Here is a 26,653-nt window from a genome sequence, read left to right on the forward strand (position 1 = left end):
CCGCGCCGTTGAGCATGCCCGCTCACGCAAGGAATCGCGGGCGGGCGTGCACTGAGCCGCGAGGCTTACTCGCGATGGGCCGTCGTTCCTGAGATGGGCTTCACCTCGTCGCGAAGCACCGCCACCGCCAGCTTGCGCGCGACTTCATACGAGGGCTCTCCGTCAAAGAACGCGTAGGTCAAATGCCGGGAGTTCCCCTCGTAGGAGTCGAAGTGGAAAATCCGCTCCGCACTCGCCAAAGGACTGGAGGCCTTTGCATGCTGGGTGAACTCATACGAGCCAAGGCTCATCCTTGAGTCCAGCGCAGCGCCGTCAGACCCGGGTTTCGTCACGTAGAAGGTGTAACGAACGGCCCAGGCGCCCTCGAGCTTGAAGTTCTCCGCGACCATCACCTTCGCCTCGCCGACCTGGAATTGCTCGCGAACGAAGAATGCGCTCTCCACCTTCCCGTCGGCATGAAGCTTCATCAGCCGAGCCCTCGCCCCATCGCGCTCCACAGGCTGGTTCAGCGCTGCGTGCTCTTGCACCAGCTTCGCGAGCATCCGCCAGTCATCTGGCATTCGCTGGGACGCCGCTCGGAAGTGCACAAGCGCGTTCGGGTGGTCTCCTTTGTTCTGATACGCCTGCCCGATGTTGTACTGAGTCGTTTCATCCTTCGGATGCTCGGCCGTCGTCTTTCCCAGATACGCAAAGGCCTCGGCCTCTTTCCCCATGGACAACAGCAACAGGCCCACCTCGGCGGAGAGCCCGGCGTCGTTCGGATTGAGTTCCATGGCGCGATGGAACGCCTTCACCGCGCCATCGTTCTCGTTCGCGCTCGCCAGCAGCGAGCCCAACGCGGCCCAGTACTTTGACGACTGAGGCTCAAGCTCCGTCGCTCGCGACATCTCGGCGGCGGCCCCTTGCATGTCCTGGATGCATCGCAGGAAGTACCCCTTGAGGTAGTGGTACTCCGCGACATCCGGAGCCAAGGCAATCGCCAGGTCGAACTCCCACCGCGCCTCGGCGTCCTGCTCGAGATAGAAATACACTCGCCCCAACAGATAATGCAGGTGCGCGTCTTCAGGCGTCTGCTGGACCGCCTTCTTGAGTTCCTCTCGAAGCGTGTTGAAGTCGCGCTTCGTGGCAGCAGCGTCAGTACCGAACCGCGCAATGTCCAGGCGTTCTTCCAGAGCCAGATCGGCAGGCGTCGGAGCCGGAGCCTTGGGCTTCGAAACGGCGGGGTTCGCAATCACAGGCGCAGCCGTCTTGCATGCCGCAATCAAGAGCAACGAAGAGAGAACCATGAGGCGTCGAGGCATGGCCGCAAGTTCACATGGCAGGCCCCGAACGAATCCTCATGGTTCCATCATTTCCCTTTCACGCCCGGTCCCATCACTTTGAGTCCATGCATTCCAGACAACCGCGCACGTGCGTGCAGTCGCACCGCCAGGACCCACGCGGAGTCCTGGCGGCACGACACGCGTTACATCGGTTCAGGGCAGACCACCGCCGGGCACTCGCCACCCGGCGGGCAGTAGCAGGGGTCCGGAATCACGGTGATGTTCCGGACCGGCGTGTAGTCCCCAAACCAGGTGACGAACTCCTGCACCATGCGCCACTGGAACGCATAGGTCCCCGGCGTCATGGGCGCCGTGGCGTTGATGGTGAAGATCTTCTGCTGCCCGGTCGCGATGGCATCCGATGGCGCCAGCAACACGCGCGTGCTCGGAACCCACGTGGAGTTGTCCTGCGGGGACTGCGCACCCAGCTTGAAGTTGTCCGCCGCCGTCCACGTCTGCGTGCCCGTGTTCCGCATCGTCACCGACGCCGTGAACGCCCGCCCCGCGTACACCGTGACGGGCGTCATCATCGCTCCGAACTGGGCATCCCGGACCAGCGCCCCGCACGTGAAGGAGGCGTCCCGGTTCGCCATGGTCCCATCCCGGTCAGTCACGGTCATGCGCACCGTGGCCGCCGTATTCGGCGTGCACGTTCCCGTCGCACTGTTCGCCGAGACAGCCGTCACCGTCGCGTTGGCCACCCCCGCGAAGCCATACACATAATTGCCCATGCCACCCGCCGCGCTCCCCGAGCACGAGAACGTGCCCTGCGAGGAGGTGCACGCGAAGCTCGGGATGGACAGCGGCGGCGCCACGGCGCGCAGCGCGTTGAGCAGGCCCGTGCCACAGTCCGTCGTGCAGCCGGGAATCGGGGTGGCCGTCGCCTTCAGCCGAGCCGTCACCTGCGCCGGAGTCCACGCCGGGTTCTGGGACAGCAGCAGCGCCGCCACGCCCGCGACGTGAGGCGCGGCCATCGACGTGCCGCTGAGGTAGCGATAGCAGTAGTCCCCCGGCAGCAACGTGGTGCCATTCTTCACGATGGCCCAGCTCGACACGACGCCGTCCGTCCCCGAGTACTCCGTTCCATCATTCAGGCAGTTGATGCCATTGCCATAGAAGCCAGGGCCACCCCCCGGCGCCGTGAGGTCCACCCGCGCGCCACGGTTGCTCCACGACGCGCGCACGTTCGTCCGAGTGCTCGCCGCCACCGCGATGACGCCCGTGCACGACGCCGGCGTCACCTTGCTGGTGTCGAAGTTGTCATTGCCCGCGGCGGCCACCAGCACCGTGTTGTGCGCCAGCGCGAAGTTCACCGCGGCCTGCATGTCTGGATAGGTGGAACAGGGCGCGTTCTGCGTCCCCGTGCCGAAGCTCATGTTGATGACCCGCGCGCCATTCTGGGAGGCCCAGATGATGGCCTCGTCCACGTTGGACATCACCGGGTGGTCATCGATGGAGACCTTCACCGGCATGAGCAGACAGCCCTGACAGATGCCAGCCCCACCCACGCTGTTGTTCGTGTTGGCGCCCACGATGCCCGCCACGTGCATGCCGTGATGCCACGTGCCGTCATCCGTCGGGTCGGAGTCCGCGGGCGTGACGCCAAAATCCCGTCCGGTCGTCCAGCGCCCCACCAGGTCGGGATGGTTCAGCCGCCCCGTGTCGAGCAGCGCCACCGTCACGTTCCCCGTCACGTAGTCCCAGGCTTGAGACAGGTCGATGGCCGGGTAGCTCCACTGCAACGGATACAGCGGATCGTTCGGCGTGGAGGAATAGTCCAGGTACAGGTCCTCGTGGGCGTACTCGACATCCGAGCGCTTGCGCAGCGACTCGATGGCCGAGAGCGTGCGGGCCTCCTCCTCCGCGATGCTCGTCGCCTGGGGCAAGGAGCCATCCGACGTCAGCGACCACAGCTCCGCGCCCGTGCTCAACGGCCGCAGCGACTGGGCCACGAAGCCACTCAGCGCCACGGACGACACGCGCTTGCCCGAGTTCGCATCCGCGATGAACTTCACGATGACGCGCCCCGGGACGAACCTGCGGACCTCCTTCGTCTCCAGGGCCTTCGACTGGTGCGCCACCGGCGTCGCGGGCTCCGGGACGGAGCCACCGCAACCCACGACCGACAACAAGGACAACCACGGCAAGATGAATCGAAAGGCTGAACTACGAGACACCATCGTGAACCCCCAATGAGAAACTGCATGGGTATTCACGATTGGCCTTGGAATCAATTTCACCCCTTCACGTGAACCGGGGCAGAGACGACTCACTTGTCAGGAGAAATTCCCAGCTCCTTCACCAGACGCTGCGCGCCGTACACCTTGGCGAGTCCCTCCGCGAGGATTTCACTGTCCACGGCCACGGTCCGATTCACCGCTGCGTCGAAGCCGTAGTCTCCGCCCAGGGACTGGATGTTTCCGTCGAACACGAGCCCGACGATTTGCAGGTCCTGGTTGATGACAGGCGAGCCGGAGTTCCCCCCAATGATGTCGTTGGTCGTCACGTAGTTCATCGGCGTCTTGGGGTTGAGCGTGGGCTTGGCCTTCACCCAACTCGGCGGCAGCTTGAAGGGAGGCTGCCCCGTGGCGCGCGCGTACAAACCCGCGACGTCGGTGAACGGAGCCACCTGCTTGCCATCCTCCGTATAGCCCTGCACGGAGCCATACGAGAGGCGTGGGGTGAACGTCGCATCGGGATAGATGCGAGTCCCATACACGGCGAAGCGCGCCTGCCCGATGAGCTCGCTGTTGCGCTTGAGCACGGACTCGACCTCGTTCTCATAGGTCCGCCGCACCTCGCGCGCGGGACCATCCAGCTCCCGAGCCAGCACAATCATCGGGTCCTTCGACGCGGCAACGGCCGCCGCGCCCCCTTCGTAGAGCTGCTTGCGCACCTCGGGACTGCCCAGCCGCGTGCCCTTCACCAGGCGCGCCGCCATCGCCTCCGGAGCCTCATTGCCCAACACCTGCCGCACCACCGGCGAGTCCGGAGAGAGTTCCTCCCGCAGCTTCGACAAGTAGAACGCGAGCGTGAGTTCCTCCACCTGAGGATGGACGGGCGCGGTGCTCATCAACTCCTGCTCCAGCGCGGGCCGCTTTGACTCGGTGTACTCACGCAGCCGTTGCTCGTTCGGCTTCTTCTGCTCCTCCGTGGCGCGCACCAACGCCCGCGCGTGAGCGAAGAGGTCCGAGCCGGAGCCCGCGCCCTGCTCCAGCATCCGCAGCGGCTTGCGCATGGGCCGGAGCTTGTCCTGCGCCTGCGCGATGGCATCCCACGCGCCGCCATACTGCTGCTTCCACTGAGGGTTCGCGTTGACCTTGTCACGCAGCTCCCGCTCGCGCTGGGCGAGCTGCTCCCAGAAGCGCTCGTCCACCAGGGCCGCGCGCCGGCCGCGCAGCGCCTTGTAGGAGTTCTCCACGCCGAACAGCAGCCCCTCGGAGGTCCTCGCGAACTCCGGCCCGCGCCGAGCGAACTGCGTGAGCTGGCCGCGCAGCTCCGCCAACCAGAAGAGTCGCTCCGGCAGCGCGAAGTCCCGCTGGTAGGCCAGCTCCGCGAGCGTGTCCAGCCGTGACGTGCTGCCGGGATTGCCCGACACGAACGTGAGCTGTCCCTCTTTCACGCCGTGCGGACTCCAGCGGAAGTACGGCTCGGTGCGCGCGGGCTTCCCGTCCTCGTAGACGCGCACGAAGGACGTATCGAAGTCATAGCGAGGGAACTCGAAGTTGTCCGGGTCTCCACCGAAGAACGCGATGCCTTCCTCGGGCGCGAAGACGAGCCGCACGTCCTGCATGCGCTGGTACTTGTACAAGTCGTAGCGACCGCCTTGATACAGCGTCACCACCTCGCAGCGGAGCGCCGCGCTCTGGGCGCACTCGCCCTCCAGCTTCGCGAAGACGGCGCGCTGCGCCTGCTCGAACTTCTCTCCTTCCAGGCCGCGCGTTGCTTGCTGCACGTCCTGCGTGACGTCGCGAATCTCCAGCAGCCGGTTCACCTCCATCGTGGGGCAGCGCCGCTCGTCGGCCAGGGTGCGCGCGAGGAAGCCATCCCGCGTGTAGTCACGCTTCGCGGTGGAGAGCTGCTCGATGCACTCGCGGGCGCAGTGGTGATTGGTCATCACCAGCCCCTGCGGGGACACGAAGCTCCCCGAGCACCCACCCGCCAGACGCGCCGAAGCCAGGCGCACCTGTCCGAGCCACTCGGGAGTGGCCTGGAAGCCGTACTTCTTCTGCACGGCCTCGGTGGGGAAGTTGTTGAAAGTCCACATGCCCTCGTCGGCTCGCGCGGTGGCGGCGACCAGGGGAATCAAGACGAGCAGCAGCGGTCGTCTCATGGCGGGTTCCCTCCTGTCGGTTCGGCGCGGCACTGCAACCGCTCCGACCTCGCGGGTCATGCGTGCTGGAAGCCGTGTGTCGTCCGGAAGGCATGGCCCCCGCCCCTTCGCCCACCGGACGACACACCACCGCCACGCGGACCTATCTCAGCCAGACGCGCTTCACCGCGAACGGCATGTCCGGCGGTGTCACGTCCACGCCGAAGAAGTGGTCGAACTGGGATTGGACGACGAAGGCATCTCCGTCATGCAGCGCCACCGTGGTGGGGTTGTCGAACCCCGTCGCCAGCACCGTCACCGCCGCAGAATCTCCCGACAGGTTCAGCTTCAGGAAGCGGCCGTTGTCGTTGTCGACCACGAGCAGCACGCCCGGAGACTGGAACACGATGCCATCTGGATACCCGATGGGCGCGTTGGGGGTGATGGCGGTGATCGCCCCCGCGTTGCCATCCGGGCGCACGTCCACGCGGAACAGGTCCCCGCTGTCGTACTTCACGACGTAGACCGCGCCGTCGGCCCATGCGATGCCATTGAGCCCCGGCACGCCAGGGGGAGCCATGAACCGCGCGGGATCCGAGGCCCACGTCTCCAGCGTCTTCCCATTCGGCTTCAGCCGCCGCACCACGCCCAGGAACGAGTCCGTCACGTAGACCGTGCCCTGCGAGTCCAGCGTGAGGTCATTGCACAAGCCACCCGCCGGAAAGGCCCAGGCGCCGCGCGCCGCGCCCGTGCGCGAGTCATAGGCCCGGAGTTGATCCGGCGTCGCCTGCGAGAGGTCCAGGTCGCACAGCCACAAGGTATGGGTCGCGTCGTGCACCTTCATGCCCGCGACCGCGCGTCCGGTCGGAGCCAGGAAGGGCTCCATCCACGACGCGCCGGGCCGCTGCCGCATCACGCGACCATCCGCGTAGCTGCCCACGAAGAAGGTGCCGTCGTTCGCGTGAGCGATGCCCTCGGGGAAGAAGTCCGGCACCGGGATGTGCAGTCGCTCCGGAAAGCGGCGCGCGGCGCGCGTGGACGCGCGAACGCCCTGTGCCTGCGAGAGCAACGGTTGCTCCGCGCTTCCGGTCCCTGCGCCATCACAGCCCACGAGCACACCCGCCGCGACCAGCGCGGCCATCATCCAGCGTCCGTGCATGTCCTGGTTCCTCTCTGGGATTCCGACCGAACGCAGCTCCGTCGAGCGCTTCATCCAGAAGCGTTCGAGCCCGGGCGCGAGCGAGTCGTGCATCGCGCGAGCGACCGCGCGTTGCGAACCATTGAACGCACCGTGCGGGGACGCATATCGAACACGTGCGCGCGGTCGAGCAGGTGGTCGGCTGCGCCACCGCCGCCCAGGACCGCTTACGCGCCAACAGACACATCGGCGTCGTGTTTCGAGCAGGCCCGCCCGCGCGACGGCCCACGATATCCGCTGGACGACGCGCTCGGGACGACGTCGCGCGAGCCCCAGTCCCATCCGCGCCGGTCGTGACAATCCATCCAACCCATGTCGGAGGACGAGGGCTGCCATGGATGGATTTCGAAGCACGACCGCGGTGCTCCTCGCCTGCGCGAACCTGCTGGGGCCAGCAACCGCCTGGGCCCAGGCGGCGCCACCCGACGAGCCCGACGAAGTGCTCTCCGACGAACACCTGGAGGCCCTGCTCGAAAGCCCTGTCACGCCGCTGACGGGTGAGCCCCAGGAAGCCGCGACCTTCGGCCCGGAGCACCTGGCGCCCTACCTCGCGGATGGAGTCCTCGGCCGGGCGCGCGCGGAGCTCGAGCGAGGCCGCTACGAACGCGCGCGGCGACTGCTGGAGCAGAGCGAGCCCACGCAGCCCGTTCGCTTCTTCATGGCGCAGAGCGCGCTCCTCTCGGGTGACGCCGCCACCGCCGCGCGCGAGTTCTCCGCCCTGGCCGAGGACTACGTCCCACTGCGCGACCACTGTTCGATTCGCGCGGCCCAGGCCTTCGAGCGACTGCGCAAACCCACGGAGGCCATCGCGCGCTACCGCGCCGTCGATGCCCACTCGCCGCTCTATCCCGAGGCGCGATTCCGTCTCGCGAAGCTGCTCCAGCGACAGCACGACGTCCCCGGCGCGCTGCAAGCCCTGCAGGAGTTCATCGACAGCCGAGAGGAGCGCGGACCGGATCCGCTCCGGCTCAAAGCCCTGCTGACCTTGTGCGACCTCGCGCGCACACAGGGCCTCTACAACGTGGAGCACCGCGCGCTGCTGGAGGTCTGGGCCACCAGCCCGCTCTCGCGAGAGGGCGACCGCGCGAGGCAGCGGCTGCGAGGTCTGCCCTTGCCACTCAAGTGGCGGGTGCGCCGCGCCGAGGCGCTCGTCGAGCTGCACCACAACCAAGACGCGATGGACCTCCTGGCCCACACGGGTCCGCTCTCACCGCTGCCAGACGAACTGGCGTGCCGCGTGCGATTGCTGCAAGGCCGCGCCCTGCGCAAGGAGCGCCAGCATCGGCGCGCCATTCAAGTGCTGACGCCCGTGGTCGAGCACTGCCTGGCGCCGGAGCAACGGCCCCAGGCGCTCTATCTCCTGGCGTATTCGCAGTCGGTGGTGGAGCCCGAGGCGGCCATCGGCACCTATGCCACGCTCGCGCACGACTACCCGGCGCATGGCTACGCGGATGACGCCCTCTTCTTCGAGGGATGGTTGCTCCAGCGCTCGGGCCAGGAGGACGACGCGCTCACACGGTACGAAGACGTGGCGCGCCGCTACCCCACGGGCAACTTCGCCGCGGAGGCCCTGTTCCGCGCCTTCTGGCTGCACGTCCGTCAGGGGGATACACCGGCCGCGCTCGCCTCGCTCGCGTCCGTGGAGAAGCTCCCCGTGGCGGCTCGCACGGACGAGTCGTTGTGGCGCGCCCGGTATTGGCAGGCTCGGATGTTGGAGTCGGGGGACGCCACCAACGCGGCGGTGTCTCGGTATGAGCACATCGCCACCGAGCGGCCCGCCACGTGGTACGGAATGCTGGCCCGCGCGCGGCTGGCGCTGTCCTCGCAAGAGCCGATGTCGCGCCCCTTGTCCCCGCCTGTGGCAACGCCGGATGGGAGCAGACTCACCGGTGAGCTGTGGCCGCTGCCGCTGGGTCCGCTCCAACATGACCCGCGCTTCCTGGCGGGAGTCGAGCTGCTCCGACTGGGGCAGCCCGGCGCGGTGGACGAGCTGCTGGCGGTCGACACGCGCGCCCTGTCCGAGGAGTCCGCTCGGTTGCTCTATCAAACGCTCCGGCGCACGGGCCGGGGTTGGGCCGCGCGCCAGGTGGCGCGAGTGTCCTTGCGACAAGAGGTAGAGGGGCCGCTGACCCCCACCTCCCGGCCCGTCTGGGAAGCGACCTGGCCGCTCGCGTTCCGCCCGCTCATCGAGCGCTATGCCCGTCGCTCCCGCGTCGACCCGGACTTGCTCCAGGGACTCATCCGCGAGGAGAGCCGCTTCAACTTCCGAGCGCGCTCGTCCACGGGCGCGCTCGGGCTGGCCCAGCTGATGCCAGACACGGCCCAGGCGGTGGCGCGCGCGCTGGGCATTCCGTCGGTGGACGAAGCCTCGCTGCTCCAGCCCGCGCAGAACATCCGCCTGGGCGCGGCCTACCTGGGCCAGCTCCTCGCGCGCTTCGATGGCAATCCCGCCTACGCGGTCGCGGCCTACAACGCGGGCCCCGCGGCGGTGGACCGCTGGAGGCGAGACCTGCCTCGCGCCGAACTGGACGAGTGGGTGGAGCACATCTCATTCGAGGAGACGCGCGAGTACGTCAAGCACGTGCTGGGCAGCACGCATGCCTACAAGCTGCTCTACGCGCCTCGGACCTCTCCCAATACCTGGCTGACGCGCGCACCGCTGTAGGGCCTGTTCCTGATGCCCTGCGCGGAAGACGACGCGACAGGCCGAACGTTCCTCGGTTCGGCCCGGCTCGCATCGGTCGAGTTGGCCGGCGGGTGCCTTGCGGGCGCGGACGGGGATGCGGTCTCTCCTCGGGGCGAAGAGAGGCTCCGCTCCCCGCGCTTCAGCGATTGGACAGCGAGCCCACGTTCTGGACTTCCGGAATGGCGGCGAGCAGCGCCAGCCATTCGGGGTCGCCTGCCATCTTCGCGGCGTGCATGGCTTGAATCTTCTCGCCCAGCGCGGGGTCCGCGTCATCGGTCATCGCGATGCGCCGGAGCCTTCCCACGAGCGGCAGGAACAGGAAGTCGCCCGCGCGGTGCACGGGATCATCGAAGTATCTCTTCAGGGCCAGCAGGTCCGCGATGCCAACGCAGTACGCATGCGTGAACCCCTCGGATGGATCTCCCAGGTCTCGGCCAACGACCGAGAAGGAGACCGCCTCTGACTTCGCGGTGCGAGAGATCGCCTCCAAGGCATGCGCCTTGTCGGACTCCGACACCCCATCCTTGAAACGGAATCGCAGCAGGTTGATGAACATGGAATCACCTCTCGCGGAAAGATAGCCGCGCGCCTGCGTCAGGGCAGGAGGTAACCTCAGGTAACCAGCACGATGTGGTTTCCTCCGGGTTACCACTCCAGGTGACGCGCCATGCTCCGCCGCCGCAAGAACAAGACGCCGCCGCTTCCGCCGCTCTGCCCCCTCACCGCATGCATGAAGCTCCTCGGTGGCGCCTGGACCGCGAACCTCGTCTGGCGCCTCAGTGGAGAGCCGCGCCGCTTCAGTGAGCTGCGCTCGGACATTCCGCTCATCTCCGCGAAGGTGCTCAGCGCGAAGCTGCGTGCGCTCGAGAAGAACGGCGTACTCACCCGGCATGTCATCGCGAGTTCGCCGCCCTCGGTCGAGTACGCGTTGACCGCGCTGGGCCGGGAACTCATCCCAGTCATTCAAACCATCGTCCAGGTGGGGATGAAGCTCCAGCGCATGGAGGACGCGAGACCACGAAGCACGCCCGAGTCTCCGAGCCCCCGACCCGCCGCTCTTCATCCACGCCCTCGGTAGACCTGACTGGACGGTGGGCCTCTCGCGCCGCGTCTGGAGTCGATGAGGACACCCGGGCGCTGAGTGATTCACGCCCCATGGCAAGACATGTGTTTCGCGGCCTAGCCTTTGTGTCCGCAGTGCCGTGTGTCCATGCCGTCGGTTCCACCCCTCAGGGAAAGATGAGTCACGCCATGAAGAAGCTCGGACAGCTGCTGTTCGCGATGACGTTGGGCGCGGTCGTTTCGTTTGGTGGCACCCAGGCCTTCACTCGCCCGGCCGAGCCGCTCTCCTACTGTGAGGTCAACTGCGTGAACCAGTGCATCGAGGACGGGTTCTCCTACGGCAGGTGCGACGTCAACGTCTGCGTCTGCTTCTACAGCTACTGACGTCTTCGCTCCCAAGGGCGGGTCCGAGCCTCGACCTCACCGTGGACCGAGGCTCGGACCGTCCTGATGACCGAACGTGACCGCTGTCCTCGGCGGCCGTTCAGCCCCGAAATCCAGACACGGATTTCAGCGAGGGCAAACGGCGTCAGGCGCGCACGTCGCGGGTGACACGCTCGATGAAAGACAGGACGCGGCGCCACGCATCGGCGGAGGCCTCGGCGTGGTCGCTGTACTTCACGTCAAAGAAGCTGTGCGGGGCTCCGGCATAGGTCACCACCTCGTGGTCCACGCCGGCTTGGGTCAGCGCCGCCTCGAAGGCCTCGACATCCGAACGTGGAATGCCTGGGTCATCTCCTGCCATCAGCGCGAGCACGGGGGACTTCAGCTCTGCCGCGCGCTGCGTCGGACCGGGTGCGCCCTGTCTTCCTGCCGCGGGCCAGCAGGAGAAGCCCACCACGCCCGCCAGCGCATGGCCCTGCGCGGCAGCGAGCACCGCCAGGCGCCCGCCCAGACAGAAGCCCACCGTCAGCACCGCGCGACAGGCTCCGCCCTCCGGTGAGCGCAAGTGCGCGATCGCCGCGGACAGGTCGCTGTACAGCCCCTGCGGCGTCAACCGCGCCATGTGCGGCTCATGCGCGAAGTCATGCGCCCGTGACACCGCGCCCGCCGTCCGCCCGTAGTAGTCGACGACCGCTGCGGTGTGACCTCGCTCGGCGAACCGCAGTCCCAGCTCGGAATAGAAGGCCGTCAGTCCTCGCACATCAGGGAGCACGATGACGCCCACGCCCGAGGGCTGTTCGGACCGCGCCTCGAAGGCCGCGAACGCCGTGCCATCTTGAGAGGTGAGCACCCTCTGTCGTGAGTGAACTGCGATGCCCGCCTCATGAGCGATGGGCGGCGCGGAGTCTGGGTCGACGCACATGGATTGGCTCCAACGTCCAGGAGATGCCTTGGCTGGACCCCGCGAAATGTAGGGAGACACGCGCAGAGGCGATTGGAGGAATCGGCCAGCATCCGAAGTAGCATGTGTCGGACAGACAACACTCGTGCCGACACCTCGAGACACCAACGATAGGACGTGGCAGCTCGCGCTCGGCGTCATCGCCCTGGGCGCCTGGTGCCTGCGTGCCCTGCCCTTCCTGCATCGCTACGGCGCGCTGGGTCACCCCACGAGCTATGACGAGGGCGTCTACTTCAGCGCCTCCGCCCTCCTCTGGCAGGGACAGCTCCCTTACCGAGACTTCACCTTCGTCCACCCGCCCGGCGCGCTGCTGCTCTGGTCCTTGGCGTCGGTGTGGACAACGCACGTGGGTCCCGCGTCCGCCTTCGCGCTCGCGCGGTGGATGGCCACGGGAGTCGGTGCCCTCAACACGTTCCTCGCGGGCCGCTTGTCGCTCAAGGCCTGGGGACCGGTCGCCGCCGTCGTGACGGCGCTCACCTACGCGGTCCAGCCCGAGGCCATCACCCTGGAACGAGGCCCGTTCCTCGACCCCATCCTGAATCTCTGCTGCCTGGGCTTCGCGTCGGTCTGGCTCATGCGGCGCGGCGACGGAACCCCTCGCACGTGGCGCGCCGGTGTCCTCGCGGGCCTCGCCGTCTGCGTGAAGGCGCTGGGTGGAATCTGGGGAGTCGCCGCGCTGCTGTCTCGGCCCTCGGCGATGGGCTGGCGCCGTGTGCTTCAGGTCGTCCTCGCGGGAGCCCTCACCGCCGTGGCGGTGGTAGGTCCCTTGGCCGCGCGCGCGCCCGGCGCGTTCTTGCAGCAAGCGCTCCAGTTCCAGCTCCACCGCCCCGAGGATGGCTTCCTCGACCGGTGGTCGCGATTGCAAGACATGCTGCCCGAGCGGAGAGCGCTCGTCGTCGCGCTGGTGATGCTGGGATTGGTCGTGGCTCTGACGCGAGCCATCTGGCGACGAGGCGAGGAGCGCGCCGTGGAGCGATTCGTGGCCACGGCCTACGTGCTCACGGTCATCAGCTACCTGTTCGCGCACAGCTACTACACCACCTACAACGCCTTCCTCACCCCGACGCTGGCACTGCTCGCGGGGCTCGGGGGCGCGACGATGGTGGGCTGGGGCCAGCGCCTGGGACGAATGGGCGGTCGTGGCGTGGCGGTCGTCGTGGTGCTCGCTGCGCTCCAACCAGCGCGTGAGCTGGCGCGAAGCCCGGCATCCGGCCCCACGATGGAGCTTCAGCTCGCGCGTCACGTCTATGCGCAGGCCGCCGAGGACACCACGGTGTGTGCCTTTGAGCCCTCGTGGGGGCTCGTGGCCAACCGACTGCCGCCTCGCGTTCAGGACGCGCCCCAAGCCGTGGACCCGTACGCGTTGATGCTCAGTGAGGCCATCGGCTCCGGGTCGCGCTACGCCACCATCCAGGACGCCTTCCAGGCCGAGGATTCTCAGCTCGGCATGCGTGCGTTGCTGTCGCGGTGTGACATCGCCATCCTGGGCGCGCGCGGACAACGGCAGCTCAATCCCGCGAGCCAACACTGGCTCGCGGAGCACTTCACGGAGCGACCACTGGAGCAGGTCCCCGGCGCCGGAGTGTGGGAGCGCCGCGACGAACCCCTCCATGCCGAGAGGCCCTGCCCCATCTCGCCGAAGTCGCCCGCAAGCCCTGGCTGCTGAGCTGTCCGACGCCGCGGCTCACGGGATGATGCGCCGGCGGCGCCCCTGATGCTTACTGATCGCGGAGCCAGAACCAGCGCCCCTCGGAGTGGAGTGCGCGCTCGAGGAAGTCCGAGAACGAGGGCGCAATCTGGGCGCAGTAGTACGGGTCAGGGAACCCCTCGCGGTAACCATCGATGATGGGATACCGGCCGGACTGCTGCTGCCCCACGTCCACGATGATGTAGTTGCTGTCCTGGAGCGCACATGCGACGTACCACGACACGGGGCCCGCCTTGTCACTATCGCTCTGACTCATGACGACCCGCGCACGCCGAATCATGGCGAGCGGCAGGAAGTGGTAGTCCGAGTCGGTGGTGTCGAACAGCTTCGCGCCATCGCAGTGCAGATAGAACGCGCGCATGTCCGGATCGAGGCGCCAGCCCACGCGAGCCTCGAACTCGGCAATATGCTCCGGTGTGGCCGGCGGATTCGGGAAATGGCTCCGCGACACCTCGGACAGCAAGTCGCTCATGGTCGACATGTGGCTACTCTCCGTAGGGATAGCTACCGCCCGCGCTCGTCCACGGTGGCTCGTTCGCGTAGCACTGGTTGTAGAGCCCTTGGAGTGTTTCGTGAATCTCCTTCGGATAGGGAATCAGGTTGTCCCAGTCCGTTGGGTTGCCTCCGTGCTTGAGGTCCCGGATGTGGTGTCCCTGGTAGGGAGAGCCATCTGCCTCACGTGGCCACGCGCCGAATCTCTCGGCCCAGCGTTCACGGAATCCCTCGCGGATGGCTTTCCACCGAGAACGCGCAACCTCGTTCTCTGCCTTCGTCAACTCAGGGTAGTTACAGCAACAGTTGGCCTGCGCGAACCGGCTGCCGGTGCGGACAACCGTTCCCTCGTAGTCCATCTTCACGTCCGCGAGCCAGATGCAGCCCTGAAGCACGTGCCCCTCTCCGGCACACTTGTCGCGGCAATAGTCCATGATTTGCGGACTGCACTGCCAAGGGCCAAAGAAGATGACGGTGCGAAACTGTCCGCCACCGGGGACGGCCACCTGGGGACCGACCCATCGCTTGACGCCCCCGGCGGTGGACATCGCCCCCTCAGCACATGCAGCAAGGGTGAGCGCGGCAGCGGCCGAAACGATGCGCATGAGCGTGCTCTTCACGCGGATCAAGCTAACGCAGAACAGCCAGTACAATCAGGACACCGCCCCCATCGTGCCGACCGTGCCCTCAGGCGACAGGGCTCACGGGATGATGCGACGGCGGCGGAGGTCCTCGAACAGCCCGAGGAACATCGCCTCGGTGTCGACGTACTCGTGGAACCCGAAGCGGCGCGCCTTCGAGCCATCCGCGAACATGTCGTAGTCCCAGGAGAAGACAAAGTCGCCGAAGCGCCAGGACGACACGTCTCGGTAGGGCGTGGGCACGAGTCCGTGCTTCCGCTGCATCGCGGTCCACACGGGCTCCTTGTCCGCCATGACGACGTCCAGTGACATGGGCAGCGGCGGCGCGACCTCCAAGCCGAACGAGCGCGCGAGTCGAGGCCACAGCTCATTCCAACGGAAGAGGTCGCCGTTGTTGATGTTGAACGCCTGATTGGCGCACTGCTCGCTCGTGGCCGCCCACACGGTGGCCTTGGCGAGCAGCCCCGCGTCTGTCATCTCCAAAAGCTTGTCATACGCGCCCGGCTTGCCCGGGAAGCGCAGCGGAATCCCCAGCTCCTTCGACATGGACGCATAGACCGCGATGACCATGGCGAGGTTCATCGGGTTGCCCAGCGCGAAGCCTCCCACCACCGAGGGGCGGATGGCGGACCACGTCCACGCCTTGCCCTGCTGCCGCGACTCCAGGAACGCCTGCTGGTCCACGTTGAACTCAGGCGGCATGTGCGGCGCGTCCGTCTCGCGGGCGGGGGTCTTGAACGGCCCGAGGTGCGCGCCGTAGACCTTGTAGCCCTGCATCAAGCTGATGTGCCGCAGACCAGGGGCAATCGGCTCAATGGCATCCACGACGTTGACGAGCATGGCCAGGTTGGGCGGAACCAGCTCCGCCCAGGTGGGCCGGTCTTGATAGGCCGCATAGAAGATATGCGTGACGTGCGTGAGGCCCGCGAGCTGCCGGCGACAATCTTCAGCGCTGAGCAGATCCACCGCGACGTGACGGATCCGCCCCTGCGCGTCGCCGCCTCGACGCGACAGGCCCACGACGTCCCAGTCCGGCAGCGTGGAGAGATATTGAACGAGGTTCCGACCAATGACGCCTTGCGCACCGACGACGAGCGCGACCTTGTGATGGGTATTCATGGATGTCCTTGCGAAGTGTCGCGACAACTGCAGAGGTCCGGCTCAGGCGAGGGTGTCGACGACGCCGCCATCGACGCGCAGCGCGGCGCCGGTGGTGGCGGAGGCCAGGGGCGAGCAGACATAGGCCACGAGGTTGGCCACCTCCTCCGGCGTGGCCATGCGCTGGAGCAATGAGGTGGAGCGGTGCTCTCGCACGAAGGCCGTTCCGGCCTCTTCGATGGACTGGCCCGCCTTCGCGGCGGAGTCCTTCAGCATCGCCTCCACGCCCTCGGACAGCGTGGGGCCGGGCAGCACCGCGTTCACCGTCACGCCCGTGCCCGCCACGCGCTTGGCCAGGCCGCGCGAGACCGCGAGGTTCGCCGTCTTGGTGACGCCGTAGTGGATCATCTCCACCGGGATGTTCAGCGCCGACTCGGACGAGATGAACACGACGCGGCCCCAGCCCTTGGACACCATGCTCGGGAGGTACTCACGCGACAGGCGAACGCCCGACAGCACGTTCACCTCGAAGAAGCGCGACCACTCCTCGTCCGGAATCTCGAAGAAGTCGTGCGGCCCGAAGATGCCCATGTTGTTGATGAGGATGTCGGCGGCGGGCTCGGCCTTGCGCAGCACCGCGCTGCCCGCCGCCGTGCTCAGGTCGGCGGCCACGCCGCGCACCGTGGCTCCGGGCACGGCCTTCTTCAGCGCCGCCACCGCCTTGTCCACGGAGTCCTGCTTGCGACCGTTCACCACCACGACCGCGCCGCACTCGGCGAGCCGCTTCGCGATGGCGAAGCCGATGCCCACCGTGGAGCCGGAGACGATGGCGGTCTTCTGCGACAGGTCGATCTTCATGACAGGGCACTCACTCGAAGGAAGGCGCTCGGGACGCTCGGCCCCGGGCGCGACGTGAACGCGGAGCCCGGCACCCACGCCGCGCTCCACGGCACCGAGCCCACTGGGGAGCCCGGTCGAAGACAAGGACGTCAGCCGTGGGCTGTCCGCCCCAAGAAGCTTGAAGGGCTCGTGCGCAACGCGCGTCACGAGCCCCACCGTGCGCCGAGGCACTCGCAAGCACCGCGGCATTCGGTGGTAGCCCGATATGCGCCACGCACGACTCGCGAGCCACGCGACCTGGGGCACAACGCTTGTGCCGCGCGAGCACAACCGCGCGCTCGCGCGTCCAGCGGACCCCAGCCCTGTCGTGGATGTTGGTGGACTGAATGTTTTCAAGGGCACGGTTGTGCCACCGCGCTCGGATTCACTCTGCGCGCAAGCGAGCCCGGCTGCGTGCGAGTTCTGAGGCCCGAGGGCTCAGCGCTTTGGCCCAAACACCGGGCGCGCGCGTATCATGCGCGTCCTTATGTCTGACACTCCCACCCTGCTGCTGGTGGATGACGACAGCTTCGTTCGTCGCATCCTCAAGGACGTCATCACCGATACGGGCATCGACCTTCGGGTGCTCGAAGCAGCGGATGGCGAAGAAGGTCTGGCCGTGGCCGAGCGCGAGCAGCCCGCGGTGATGTTCCTGGACCTCTTCATGCCGAAGAAGAGCGGGCTCGAAGTGCTGGGAGCCATCAAGCACGTGTCGCCAGGAACGCGCGTGCTCGTCATCAGCAGCATGGACGCGGAGCCGGTGGTGGAGCAGGCCATCTCCGCGGGCGCCGTGGGTTTCGTGGGCAAGCCCTTCCATCCCCTGGAGATTGCTTCCGCCGTACGCCAGGCGCTCGCCCACTGACCCAGAGGTGCCCGTGTCGTCCTCCGTTGTGAATTACTGGGTGGGAGACTCGCTCGGCCGCGTTCTGGGCCCGCTGACCCTCCAGGCCTTTCGAGATCTCATCTCCTCCGGCCGACTCAAGGCCGCGGTGCGCGCGTCCCGAGACGGGACGACCTGGCTGCCCATCCAAGAGCTGGCCGAGGTGCGCGACCTCTTCGCCGCCGCGCAGCCCACCGCCTCCATGGAGGTCCAGCAGGCCGAGCGCCTGCGCACGCAGCTTCGCGGACTGCTCAACCTCGGACCGCTCGACGTGTTCGGCATGAAGCCCACCGCGAGCCTCGACGAGGTGCGCCTGGCCTTCTTCCGCATGGCGAAGCGCTTCTCGCCGGAGCACCTGTCGCCGGAGACGCATCCGGAGCTGAAGAAGGTGTCGGCGGAGATCTTCGACTTCCTCGCGCGGCGCATGCGCGACGCCGAAGCCCTCTACACGTTGAACAACAACCCCGTGCCTCGGGCGCCGCCGCCTCGGCTGGACGTCAGCGCGACCGTGCCGCCGCCCCCGGCTCCCGCGCCGCGTGCCGCGCCTGTCGCTCCGCCTCCCCCGGCGAACGTCGTCCGCCCGCCGCCCGCGCCACCACCGCCCGCGCCGCCACCTCGGCCCCCGCCGGTGATGACCCCGGTGGCCCGCGCTCCCGTGGCTCCGCCGCCTCCCGCGCCGCCGCCGCCACCTCCGGCGCCCGTGCGTCGCGCGGCTCCCGCTCCTGCGGCTCCGGCGTATACGAGCGCGGAGTTCGTGGGTCTGGAGCGCCGCACCGACGACCGCATCCACGCGGACGTGAAGGTGTCACTCCAGAACGCAGGCATCTTCACCGACCACCGCATCATCAACCTGTCCTCTGGCGGACTCTTCATCGCCACGGACAAGCCGCTGCGGCTGGGAACTCAGGTGGAGCTGACCCTGCGGTTCGATGATCCGGCGCGGGTGATGACGATGCGCAGCTCGGTCATCTGGGAGAACTCGCTGGATGACGGCAAGAACCCGCGCGGCTACGGGTTGCGCCTGAGCAGCCTCCGCCCCGAGGAGCGGGACTTCATCCAGCAGTACTTGAAGCGGCGAGTGAAGAAGCCCTGACGGCTACAGGAACTGCCCCAGGAACACACCCGCGGCCATCACGAAGGTCGCCATCACCGCCACGACGGCCTTCAGCTCGACATCTTCGCGGTCCATCACATTCGAGAACTTCATCGTCGGCCCCTTGGTCAATCCCCTCGCCCCTTCCTACGGCGTCGGCTTCTCGTGATTGCATCGCGTGTCCGGACACCTTGCGCCGGACGATGGCGCCTCCCAGGATGGCTCCCGTGTCCGTCCCGCCCGCCGAGTACCGGCTGCTCGAAGGCCTCCCCCTGCCCACCGCCGTCGTGCGAGAGGAGCGGGTGGTGTACGCCAACCCCGCGCTCACCTCGCTGCTCGGGCCCGGAGCGAGCCCGCCGAGCGCGCCCGCGGAGCTGCTGACCCGGCTGCTCGCCCCGGGGCAGGGTCCGGTGAACCCCTCCCGTGCGCCGCTGTACCCGGAGCCACCCCTCTGGCTCAGGGTGCGCGCGACCCACGAGCCCGAACACGTCCGAGGCCTGCGCCGACTGCCGGGAATCACGCCAGACGAGCACGTGCTGATGTTGCTCGACGCGGAGGGCGAAGACGCGGTGCTGCGGCTGAGCGAGGCGCTCGCGATGGCGGCCTCGGAGATGCTGCGCTGCCGGGACGAACACGCGGTGCTCGAGCTGGCGGCGGAGGCGGTGCACCGGCAGGGCTTCCATGTGTCCTTCATGCTGCTGGACGGTGACTCGCTCCGGCACGGCCCCATGCGCCAGGACGCGGACACGGTGGCCGCCGCCGAGCGGCTGTACGGCAAGGCCATGTCCGAGGTGCGCTTCTCCCGCGCCAGCATGCCGCACCTGGAAGCAGTGCTCGCCCAGCGACGGGCCCTGTTCCATCCGGACCTGTTCGAGGTCGTGCGCCGACTGCACGCGCCCGAGGTGGCCTCGCTCATCGTGCGGACCTATCCCCCGGGAACGCGCGGGCTGGACGCCCCCATCTTCGTGGGCGGCGAGCCCTACGGCATCTTCTCCGCGCAGGGCCTGACGCTCACGCCCGCGGGCGCGGGCACGCTGGAACTCTTCGCGCAGCTCGTGGGAGGCGCGTTGGAGAACGTGCGCCACCACCGCGACACGGAGGCGCGGCTCGGCGAGCTGTCCCGCCTCCAGGAAGAGCTGGTCGCACGCGAGCGGCTCACGGTGCTGGGCGAAGCCGCGGGCGTGGTGGCGCATGAGGTGCGCAACCCACTGGGCGCCATCCTCAACGCGGTGGCGGTGCTCAAGCGCGAGTCGCGACTGGGCACGGCCGGCGTCTCCGCCGTGGAGATGCTGGAGGAAGAGGCCATCCGGCTGGAGGACATCGTCCGGGACCTCCTGGACGTGGTGCGCCCGCTGGAGCCACGCCCGCGTCCGCTGCACCTGGGCGAGCTGGTGCGCCGCGCGCTCGGATTGCTTCGCGAGCGCCCGAGCGCCGCGAGTCCTCCCGTCGAGGTGAGCGAGGACGAGGACCTGCCGCTGCTTCAGGCGGACGAGACGCTGCTCCAGCTCGCGGTCACCCACTTGCTGCGCAATGCGCTGCAAGCCGCACCGGAACCCGGCGCGGTGCGCGTGCAGGTGACGCGCGTGCCCGAGGGCGTCTCGTTGAGCGTGGAGGACACGGGCGCGGGCATTCCAGGCGTGGATCCGCAGCGCGTCTTCGAGCCCTTCTTCCTCACCCGCGCCAATGGCCGAGGCCTGGGCCTGGCCATCGTCCGACGCGTGGTGCTCGCGCACGGAGGGCAGGTGCGCGCGGGCTCGAAGCCCGAGGGAGGCGCCCGCTTCGAGCTGGTCCTCCCCCTGGAGCCGCGCGCCTGACTCAGGGCGTGGCGAGCAGCAGCCGGCAGCGCAGTCCACCGTTGCGCACCGGCAGGCTCTTCGCGCCGTCCAGCCCGAGCTGCCCCACCAGCTTCGCGTCCTCCGGGACGATGAGCGCCACACGCCATCCCCGGAACGACCGACGCAGCGTCGCGCCCAGCGCGCGATAGAGGCCCGGCAGGTCGTCGGCCTCGCCCACGCGCTTGCCATACGGCGGGTTCGCCACCACGAAGCCCGGCCCTGTCGCCGGCGTGGCCAAGGTTCGCAGGTCGTGCCGCTCCAGCGTCAGCGTCACGCCCGCGCGCCGCGCGTTGCGCCTCGCCGTCCCCAGCGCTCCCGCGTTGAGGTCAAAGCCCAGCAGCGGCGCACGCGGCGCCTCCAGTGCCTCGGCCTCGGCCTTCGCGCGACGCTCCGTCCACGCGCGCGCATCGAAGCTCGGGAAGGACTCGAACGCGAACGTCCGGCCGAGCCCTGGCGCGCGGCGCATGGACATCCACGCGCCCTCCACCAGGAACGTGCCCGAGCCGCACATTGGATCCACCAGGGGCTCCGCGCCCGTGTAGCCCGCCAGTCGCAGGATGCCGGCCGCGAGCGTCTCGCGCAGGGGCGCCCGGCTCACCTCCTGACGGTAGCCTCGGCGATAGAGCGACTCGCCACTGGTGTCCACGCTCACGGTGAACGACTCGCCGTCCACGCGCACGAGCATCGTGAGGCCCGGGCTCGACTCATCGTCCAGCGGACCCGCTTGCTCCACCGTGCGCAGCCGCCAGGCGCGCGCGGCGGCGGACAGCACCGTGCCCGCCCCAGGCACGCCGGTACGATGCAGCGTCACGGACATCCGAGGCGGCGCGCCCCCCGCGGCCCACACCCGCGACAGCGGCAGCGCGGCCAGCCCATTCTCCAGCGCCGCTTCGTCGGACGCGCGAAAGGTGCCCAGGCGAAGCAACACGCGGCTCGCCGTGCGCAGTCGCAGGTTGGCCTCTTGATGCAGCCCCGGCGCGCCCTCCAACTCCACGCCGCCCTCCACCGCGCGCGGAGCGAAGCCCAGCTCCCGAGCCTCGCCCTCCAACGCGGGCTCCAGGCCCGGCAGCGCTGACACATAGACGCGCTCGGCGCCGCGCGTGTCTCGACCTCTCATGGGAGTGTCCACGTCAGGCCTCGACCGGGGCCGGAGCCCGGGGAGCGGTGAGGGCGGAGCCCGCGGACGCCGCGCTCACGCACAGCACCGCGAGCCACTGCACGACGGACAACCGCTCCCGCAGGAAGAGCAGGCCCGCGAGGGCCGCGACCGCCGGCTCCAAGCTCATCAAGATGCCAAAGGTCCGGCTGGGCAGCACCCGCAGCGCCGTCATCTCCAGCGAGTACGGCAGCGCGCTCGACAGCACCGCCACCCCCAGGCCCGCCGCGAACAGCCCCGGCGTCAGCCGAGACACCACGCCCCCCGCCAAGGCCACTGGCAGCACCGTCAGCGCCGCGAACGTCATGCCGATGGCCACGCCCTGCCCTCCGGAGAACAGGCGCGACACGCGGCCTCCCGTCACGATGTACGCCCCCCAGCACGCGGCGGCGACGAGCGCGAGCAGCACGCCCATGAGGTCCAACGCGCCCTCCCCCTGCTTCCACGGCACCAGCAATCCAATGCCCACCGCCGCGAGCAAGACCCACAGGAAGTCCGACGCGCGCCGCGAGCCGAACACCGCCACGGCCAACGGCCCCAGGAACTCCACCGTGACGCACAGCCCCAACGGGATGCGTTGCAGCGCCAGGTAGAACGAGAGGTTCATCCCGCCCAGCAGCACGCCATACGGAATGACGGCCAGCCACTGCGCGCGCGTGAGCGTTCGGAACGAGGGCCGGAAGACGGCCAGCAGCACCAGCGCGGCCAACGAGATGCGCAGGCCCGAGGTGCCCGCCGCACCCAGCGCGGGGAACAACTCCTTGGCGACCGCCGCGCCTCCCTGCACGCTGATGACCGCGAGCAACACCGCGGGGATGGGGGACAGGGTTCGAGGCGAACGGGCGGCGGGCACGGCGGTCATTCCCGCTACGCTAACCGCACGCCGTCCGGGTTGCTCCAGGGAAGCACGCCTCGCGCTGGCCGTGCGGGCCGCTCACCCCGGCAGCGGGGCCAGGGGAGCCTCCCGGACCAAGGGCGCCTCGGCGGGCTCGGACACGGTGGCATAGACGCCTCGGTAGGCGGGCGGCAGCAGCTCCGCCACGCGGCGCATCATCGCGTCCACCAGCGCCTGCCGAGGGTCCGCGGCGCCGAGCGTCTCCGGCTCCAGGTCCTCCACGCGGAAGGGCTGCCCCACGTGCACCGTGACGTGCGCTCGGTGCACGTGCTCGCCGCCCATGTCCGTGTCGTTGATGGGCATCAGCTTCTCGGTGCCCTCCAGCGCCACCGGCACCACGGGCACTCCCGCGCGCTTGGCGATGAGCGCCACGCCCTTCTTCGCCTCGCAGAGCGCGCCCGTGCGGCTGCGGCCTCCCTCCGGGAAGATGAGGACGGACTCACCCTTCTTCAGCGTGTCCACCGAGCGCCGCAGCGCCTCGATGTCCGGCGAGTTGGGCTTGATGCAGATGGTGTCCATCGACTCGGTGGCCAGCCGCGTCATCACCGTGCCCTGCAACTTCACGCCCGCGAGGAAGACGATGTGACGCGGACGCAACGCGCGAAACAGCGTGAAGCCATCCGCGTTGGACAGGTGGTTGCAGATGAAGAGACAGGGCTCGTCGGGCAGGTTCTCCCGGCCGACCACTTCCTCGCGCGCCATCGTGGACCAGACGCAGTGCATGAGCCCGCGCACGATGCGGCGGCGGAGGCCCTCCGGCAGCAGGGACAGCACGAAAAAGAGAGCTCGTAGCACGCGCCTGGAAACTCCTTCCTCTCCAGATGTAGTCCCGCCCCAGGGTCCAGGTCAGTGAGTGACGCGGAACCCTTCGCCGCTCGCAGGCCATGCCGTCATGCAGCCAACGCTTCGAGCCATCCTGGGGGGCGAACGCGAATCATGTCTCATACCGCTGTCACGCCACTGTCAGCCCGCGCCGGAGCCCCGCCTGTCCACCGGCCGCAAGCTCGAACGCAACGGCGTCGGCACGGCACCCCGGGTTGGGTTATGGGGGGGCCATGAGTGTCGAAGCCGCCCCCGCCCGCGCGAAGAAGCCCGTGGAATACGAGGCCACCGTCACCGAGGTGCGTCGTGACACGCACGACACCGTGACGCTCTTCCTCGACCTCGAAGGTGCGCCCCGGGATTACAAGGCCGGACAGTTCCTCAACATCGACCCGCACCAGTTCCCGGCCCTCGCTCGGCTGTGCGCCTACCTCCAGGAGCACAAGGGCAGACGCGAGCCCATCCGCTCGTACTCGCTCGCGTCGGCGCCCCACGAGTCTCGCCTGGCCATCACGGTGAAGGACGAGGAGTTCATCCCGGGCCTCACCCAGTACCCGCCCCTCTTGTCGCCCTACCTCGTGCACGGCCACCTCGTGGGCACGCGCATGAAGGTGACGGGGTTCCTGGGACCCTATGTCCTGCCGGACGACGTGACCGAGCGGACGGATCATCTCGTCCATCTGGTGGCGGGCTCGGGCGCCGTGCCCAACTTCTCCATCCTCAAGGACGCGCTGCATCGCGGGCTGCCGCTGCGTCACACGTTCCTGTTCTCCAACAAGACGTGGGGCGACATCCTCTATCGCGAGGAGCTGGCCGCCCTGGAGCGCGCCCACCCGGAGCGCCTGCGCGTGGTGCACACGCTCACGCGCGAGACGGACGCGTCACACTTCGGCCCCGCCGTGCGCAAGGGACGCGTGGGACAGGCGCTCCTCGAGGAGCTGCTGCCGGACTTCGAGACGTGCCTCGTCTACGCGTGCGGCCCCGCCATCACCCCGTGGGACCGCCGCAAGGCGCTGGAGACGCGCACGCCCGCGACGCCGCGCTTCATCGAGGCGGTGCTGGGCCACCTCCACGCGCTCGGCATCCCGGACAAGCGAATCAAGCGGGAGACGTACGGGTAGGCGCGTCCTCGGGCTCAGGCTCCGACGTCACCTCGGCACCGGGACGCGCCGTGGGCGTCACGCCCAGCAGGCGCGTCAGCTTGGGCTGCACGCCCACCTCGGCCAGGAGCGCCTCCAACTGCACGCGGGCCCGGCGGTTCTCCCGGTGCACGCGCCGGCCGAGGATGAGCTCGTTCTTCAGCGAGTGCTCCCAGCCCGTCAGCTCCGTCACCGTCACCTGGTAGCCGAACGCCTCCAGCGTCAACGCGCGGATGACGTTGGTGATGTGCGAGCCGAACTCGCGACGGTGCCACGGGTGCTGGTACAGCAGGGACATGGTGCCCGGCCCCTGCGGGCGCTGTGACTTGAGCTGCGCGGCCACCTCGGCCTGGCAGCATGGCACCACCGCGACGTGGTCCGCGCCGTGACGGATGGCCGCCACCAGCGCGTCATCCGTCGCCGTGTCGCACGCGTGCAGCGCCAGCATCACGTGGATGCGCTCCGGATAATCGGCCGCGTCCAGGTGCGCCGTCTGGAAGCGCATGCGCTCGAAGCCCAGCCGCGCCGCGCGCTCCTTCGCGCGCTCCGTCAGCTCGGGCCGCCCCTCGATGGACAGCAGCGCGCCGTCCGCCGCGCCCTTGAGGAACAGCTCGTACAGCACGAAGCCGAGGTAGGCGTTGCCGCTGCCGGCGTCCACCACCAGCGGGCTCGGGTGGCGCGCCTGCACCTCCTCCATCGCCGGACGCAGCAAGCCCATCAGGTGGTTGACCTGCTTGAGCTTGCGCAGCGCATCCGCGTTGAGGTTGCCCTCGCGCGTGAGCAGGTGCAGCTCGCGCAAGAGCGCGGGGGACTGGTCCGGCAACAGCTCCCGCCGGACCTGGGGGGCTTTGACGTTGCGTCTCAGACGGACACCACTTCATTGACCTCGGGAATGATCTCCCGCAGGCGGGACTCGATGCCCATCTTCAGCGTCGCCGTGGACGACGGGCAGCCCGCGCACGAGCCCTTCATGTGCAGGTAGACGACGCCGTCCTCGAAGCGGTCCAGGGTGATGTCGCCACCGTCCTGCGCCACCGCGGGGCGGATCTCGCTGTCGAGGATGTCCTGGATGCGCGACACCACCGAGCCATCCCCGGTCGACTGCTGCCGCGACGCCGCCACCGCCGCCTCGTCCACCACCGGCTCATTGGACTCCAGGTGGGAGTCCAGCGTCGCCATCACCGAGTCGTTCAACTCGTCCCACTCACCCTCGTCGCCCTTGGTGACGGTGACGAAGTTCGTTCCGACCATCACCGCCGTGACGCCGCGGATGTCCATCAGCTTGCGCGCCAGCGGCGACTTGGCCTGTGCGTCGTCCTTGCTGGTGATGTTCACCGCGCCAGAGCCCAGCAGGCGCCGGTCGACGACGTACTTGAGCGTGCTGGGATTGGGGGTCCACTCGAGCTGGATGTTCACCGACATGAAAAGTCTCCTGGTTCCATTCCTCTAAGACGCTCGCGGCCCCATAGCAACCCGAGTGGCCGGCAGGCAAACGGACTCCTGCTCCTTCCTCCCGGTGTCGCCCTGTCCGCCCGTGCGCTGGTGGACGCGCCGCGCCACTGCTACATCGGCGGGATGCCCTACCCTCCGCGTCTCGCCCACCTCGCCACCCGCGCCGTGGTGGTGGCGAAGCTCGCCCCCACCTTCGCCACCGCGCACAACATCGACGACGAGGAGGCGGCGCAGCGGCTGTCCTCCGCGCTCGCCGGGCGCCTGCTGCCCGCGCTGCTGGACTCCGCCTGGTCCGCCATGCGCGGCACCGCGAAGCGCCTCAACGACGACGGCCTCCTGGAGAAGGTCGCCGCCACGCTGGGCGACCGGCCGATGCGCCCCGGCCGCGTCGCGACCCTGTCTCCCGCCTGGAGCGCCTTCCTCGTGGTGGCGGACCTGGAAGCGGGCACCGCCAGCGAGGCCGCGCGCCGGGTCATGGAGACCGACGCGGGGCGCCAGCGCGCCGACGACGGACTCGCGGAGGCGGGACGATTCCTCGCCAAGGAGTTGACGCGCGGGAAGTAGGGCGGGCCGGACATGGCGGGAGCACCCGGCCGTCGTTATAGGCTGGCCCCTCCCAGACCCATCTCCCTGCCCGC

General features: G+C 68.6%; 24 protein-coding genes. 9 read left to right on the plus strand and 15 right to left on the minus strand.

Translation table 11 applies throughout. From position 1 onward, the window contains the following. Positions 1 to 65: 65 nt before the first annotated feature. From JGU66_02395 to JGU66_02410, 4 genes are all read right to left on the minus strand, one after another. Positions 66 to 1,301 carry a tetratricopeptide repeat protein gene (locus tag JGU66_02395; GenBank protein MBJ6759595.1) on the minus strand — a complete coding sequence of 412 codons (1,236 nt, stop codon included), beginning with the start codon at positions 1,299 to 1,301 and terminating at the stop codon, positions 66 to 68. 164 nt (positions 1,302 to 1,465) lie between these two features. Then, the gene (locus JGU66_02400) at positions 1,466 to 3,469 is read right to left on the minus strand and encodes a S8 family serine peptidase (protein ID MBJ6759596.1); all 2,004 of its coding nucleotides are present in this window, start codon (positions 3,467 to 3,469) and stop codon (positions 1,466 to 1,468) included. A 122-nt stretch (positions 3,470 to 3,591) separates the two neighbouring features. Then, positions 3,592 to 5,655 (minus strand): S46 family peptidase, encoded by a 2,064-nt coding sequence (locus JGU66_02405; GenBank protein ID MBJ6759597.1) that lies wholly within the window; start codon positions 5,653 to 5,655, stop codon positions 3,592 to 3,594. Positions 5,656 to 5,797: 142 nt separating this feature from the next. Next, positions 5,798 to 6,793: a hypothetical protein gene (locus JGU66_02410; GenBank protein ID MBJ6759598.1), complete on the minus strand. Its 996-nt coding sequence runs from the start codon at positions 6,791 to 6,793 to the stop codon at positions 5,798 to 5,800. Between the two features lie 373 nt (positions 6,794 to 7,166). Between JGU66_02410 and JGU66_02415 the strand changes: the two genes are divergently transcribed. Continuing rightward, positions 7,167 to 9,497, plus strand: a complete 2,331-nt coding sequence (locus JGU66_02415) for a transglycosylase SLT domain-containing protein (protein MBJ6759599.1) — start codon at positions 7,167 to 7,169, stop codon at positions 9,495 to 9,497. Between the two features lie 160 nt (positions 9,498 to 9,657). Here the strand turns inward: JGU66_02415 and JGU66_02420 are convergent, their stop codons facing one another. Continuing rightward, on the minus strand, positions 9,658 to 10,074 hold the full coding sequence (locus JGU66_02420) for a Dabb family protein (protein ID MBJ6759600.1): 417 nt from the start codon (positions 10,072 to 10,074) through the stop codon (positions 9,658 to 9,660). Between the two features lie 111 nt (positions 10,075 to 10,185). On the opposite strand from JGU66_02420, the gene JGU66_02425 reads away from it, so the two are divergent. Together JGU66_02425 and JGU66_02430 are read left to right on the plus strand one after the other, a co-directional pair. Continuing rightward, positions 10,186 to 10,596: a helix-turn-helix transcriptional regulator gene (locus JGU66_02425; protein ID MBJ6759601.1), complete on the plus strand. Its 411-nt coding sequence runs from the start codon at positions 10,186 to 10,188 to the stop codon at positions 10,594 to 10,596. A 173-nt stretch (positions 10,597 to 10,769) separates the two neighbouring features. Next, on the plus strand, positions 10,770 to 10,964 hold the full coding sequence (locus JGU66_02430) for a hypothetical protein (GenBank protein ID MBJ6759602.1): 195 nt from the start codon (positions 10,770 to 10,772) through the stop codon (positions 10,962 to 10,964). Between the two features lie 145 nt (positions 10,965 to 11,109). Here the strand turns inward: JGU66_02430 and JGU66_02435 are convergent, their stop codons facing one another. Beyond that, complete coding sequence (locus tag JGU66_02435) at positions 11,110 to 11,814, minus strand: dienelactone hydrolase family protein (GenBank protein ID MBJ6759603.1); 705 nt, start codon at positions 11,812 to 11,814, stop codon at positions 11,110 to 11,112. Between the two features lie 196 nt (positions 11,815 to 12,010). Between JGU66_02435 and JGU66_02440 the strand changes: the two genes are divergently transcribed. Further along, the gene (locus tag JGU66_02440; GenBank protein MBJ6759604.1) at positions 12,011 to 13,591 is read left to right on the plus strand and encodes a hypothetical protein; all 1,581 of its coding nucleotides are present in this window, start codon (positions 12,011 to 12,013) and stop codon (positions 13,589 to 13,591) included. Between the two features lie 52 nt (positions 13,592 to 13,643). On the opposite strand, the gene JGU66_02445 is transcribed toward JGU66_02440, so the two are convergent. The 4 genes from JGU66_02445 to JGU66_02460 all read right to left on the minus strand — a co-directional run bounded on the left by JGU66_02445 (position 13,644) and on the right by JGU66_02460 (position 16,722). Then, on the minus strand, positions 13,644 to 14,105 hold the full coding sequence (locus tag JGU66_02445) for an SMI1/KNR4 family protein (GenBank protein ID MBJ6759605.1): 462 nt from the start codon (positions 14,103 to 14,105) through the stop codon (positions 13,644 to 13,646). A gap of 13 nt (positions 14,106 to 14,118) precedes the next feature. After that, the gene (locus JGU66_02450) at positions 14,119 to 14,673 is read right to left on the minus strand and encodes a hypothetical protein (GenBank protein MBJ6759606.1); all 555 of its coding nucleotides are present in this window, start codon (positions 14,671 to 14,673) and stop codon (positions 14,119 to 14,121) included. 153 nt (positions 14,674 to 14,826) lie between these two features. Next, entirely contained in the window at positions 14,827 to 15,885 is a 1,059-nt protein-coding gene (locus JGU66_02455) for an SDR family oxidoreductase (protein MBJ6759607.1), read from the minus strand. 42 nt (positions 15,886 to 15,927) lie between these two features. Continuing rightward, positions 15,928 to 16,722 (minus strand): SDR family oxidoreductase, encoded by a 795-nt coding sequence (locus tag JGU66_02460; GenBank protein ID MBJ6759608.1) that lies wholly within the window; start codon positions 16,720 to 16,722, stop codon positions 15,928 to 15,930. A 508-nt stretch (positions 16,723 to 17,230) separates the two neighbouring features. Between JGU66_02460 and JGU66_02465 the strand changes: the two genes are divergently transcribed. From JGU66_02465 to JGU66_02475, 3 genes are all read left to right on the plus strand, one after another. After that, positions 17,231 to 17,605, plus strand: a complete 375-nt coding sequence (locus JGU66_02465) for a response regulator (protein MBJ6759609.1) — start codon at positions 17,231 to 17,233, stop codon at positions 17,603 to 17,605. 13 nt (positions 17,606 to 17,618) lie between these two features. After that, complete coding sequence (locus JGU66_02470) at positions 17,619 to 18,716, plus strand: TIGR02266 family protein (GenBank protein MBJ6759610.1); 1,098 nt, start codon at positions 17,619 to 17,621, stop codon at positions 18,714 to 18,716. 218 nt (positions 18,717 to 18,934) lie between these two features. Further along, on the plus strand, positions 18,935 to 20,530 hold the full coding sequence (locus JGU66_02475) for a histidine kinase (GenBank protein MBJ6759611.1): 1,596 nt from the start codon (positions 18,935 to 18,937) through the stop codon (positions 20,528 to 20,530). 1 nt (position 20,531) lies between these two features. On the opposite strand, the gene JGU66_02480 is transcribed toward JGU66_02475, so the two are convergent. The 3 genes from JGU66_02480 to JGU66_02490 all read right to left on the minus strand — a co-directional run bounded on the left by JGU66_02480 (position 20,532) and on the right by JGU66_02490 (position 23,397). Beyond that, positions 20,532 to 21,668, minus strand: a complete 1,137-nt coding sequence (locus JGU66_02480; protein ID MBJ6759612.1) for an RNA methyltransferase — start codon at positions 21,666 to 21,668, stop codon at positions 20,532 to 20,534. Positions 21,669 to 21,681: 13 nt separating this feature from the next. Further along, on the minus strand, positions 21,682 to 22,569 hold the full coding sequence (locus JGU66_02485) for a DMT family transporter (GenBank protein ID MBJ6759613.1): 888 nt from the start codon (positions 22,567 to 22,569) through the stop codon (positions 21,682 to 21,684). Between the two features lie 72 nt (positions 22,570 to 22,641). After that, positions 22,642 to 23,397 (minus strand): 1-acyl-sn-glycerol-3-phosphate acyltransferase, encoded by a 756-nt coding sequence (locus JGU66_02490; GenBank protein ID MBJ6759614.1) that lies wholly within the window; start codon positions 23,395 to 23,397, stop codon positions 22,642 to 22,644. Between the two features lie 260 nt (positions 23,398 to 23,657). Here JGU66_02490 and JGU66_02495 point away from each other — a divergent pair, with 260 nt between their 5' ends. Then, positions 23,658 to 24,545, plus strand: coding sequence for an oxidoreductase (locus JGU66_02495; GenBank protein ID MBJ6759615.1), 888 nt, complete (start codon positions 23,658 to 23,660; stop codon positions 24,543 to 24,545). On the opposite strand, the gene JGU66_02500 is transcribed toward JGU66_02495, so the two are convergent. Both JGU66_02500 and JGU66_02505 read right to left on the minus strand, forming a co-directional pair. Beyond that, on the minus strand, positions 24,523 to 25,428 hold the full coding sequence (locus JGU66_02500) for an SAM-dependent methyltransferase (protein MBJ6759616.1): 906 nt from the start codon (positions 25,426 to 25,428) through the stop codon (positions 24,523 to 24,525). The genes JGU66_02495 and JGU66_02500 overlap by 23 nt on opposite strands. Beyond that, positions 25,425 to 25,985 carry a NifU family protein gene (locus JGU66_02505; protein MBJ6759617.1) on the minus strand — a complete coding sequence of 187 codons (561 nt, stop codon included), beginning with the start codon at positions 25,983 to 25,985 and terminating at the stop codon, positions 25,425 to 25,427. The genes JGU66_02500 and JGU66_02505 overlap by 4 nt, the downstream gene beginning before the upstream one ends. A gap of 153 nt (positions 25,986 to 26,138) precedes the next feature. Here JGU66_02505 and JGU66_02510 point away from each other — a divergent pair, with 153 nt between their 5' ends. Then, on the plus strand, positions 26,139 to 26,579 hold the full coding sequence (locus JGU66_02510; GenBank protein MBJ6759618.1) for a hypothetical protein: 441 nt from the start codon (positions 26,139 to 26,141) through the stop codon (positions 26,577 to 26,579). Positions 26,580 to 26,653 lie beyond the last annotated feature (74 nt).

This window comes from Myxococcaceae bacterium JPH2, assembly GCA_016458225.1.
Taxonomy (GTDB): domain Bacteria; phylum Myxococcota; class Myxococcia; order Myxococcales; family Myxococcaceae; genus Citreicoccus.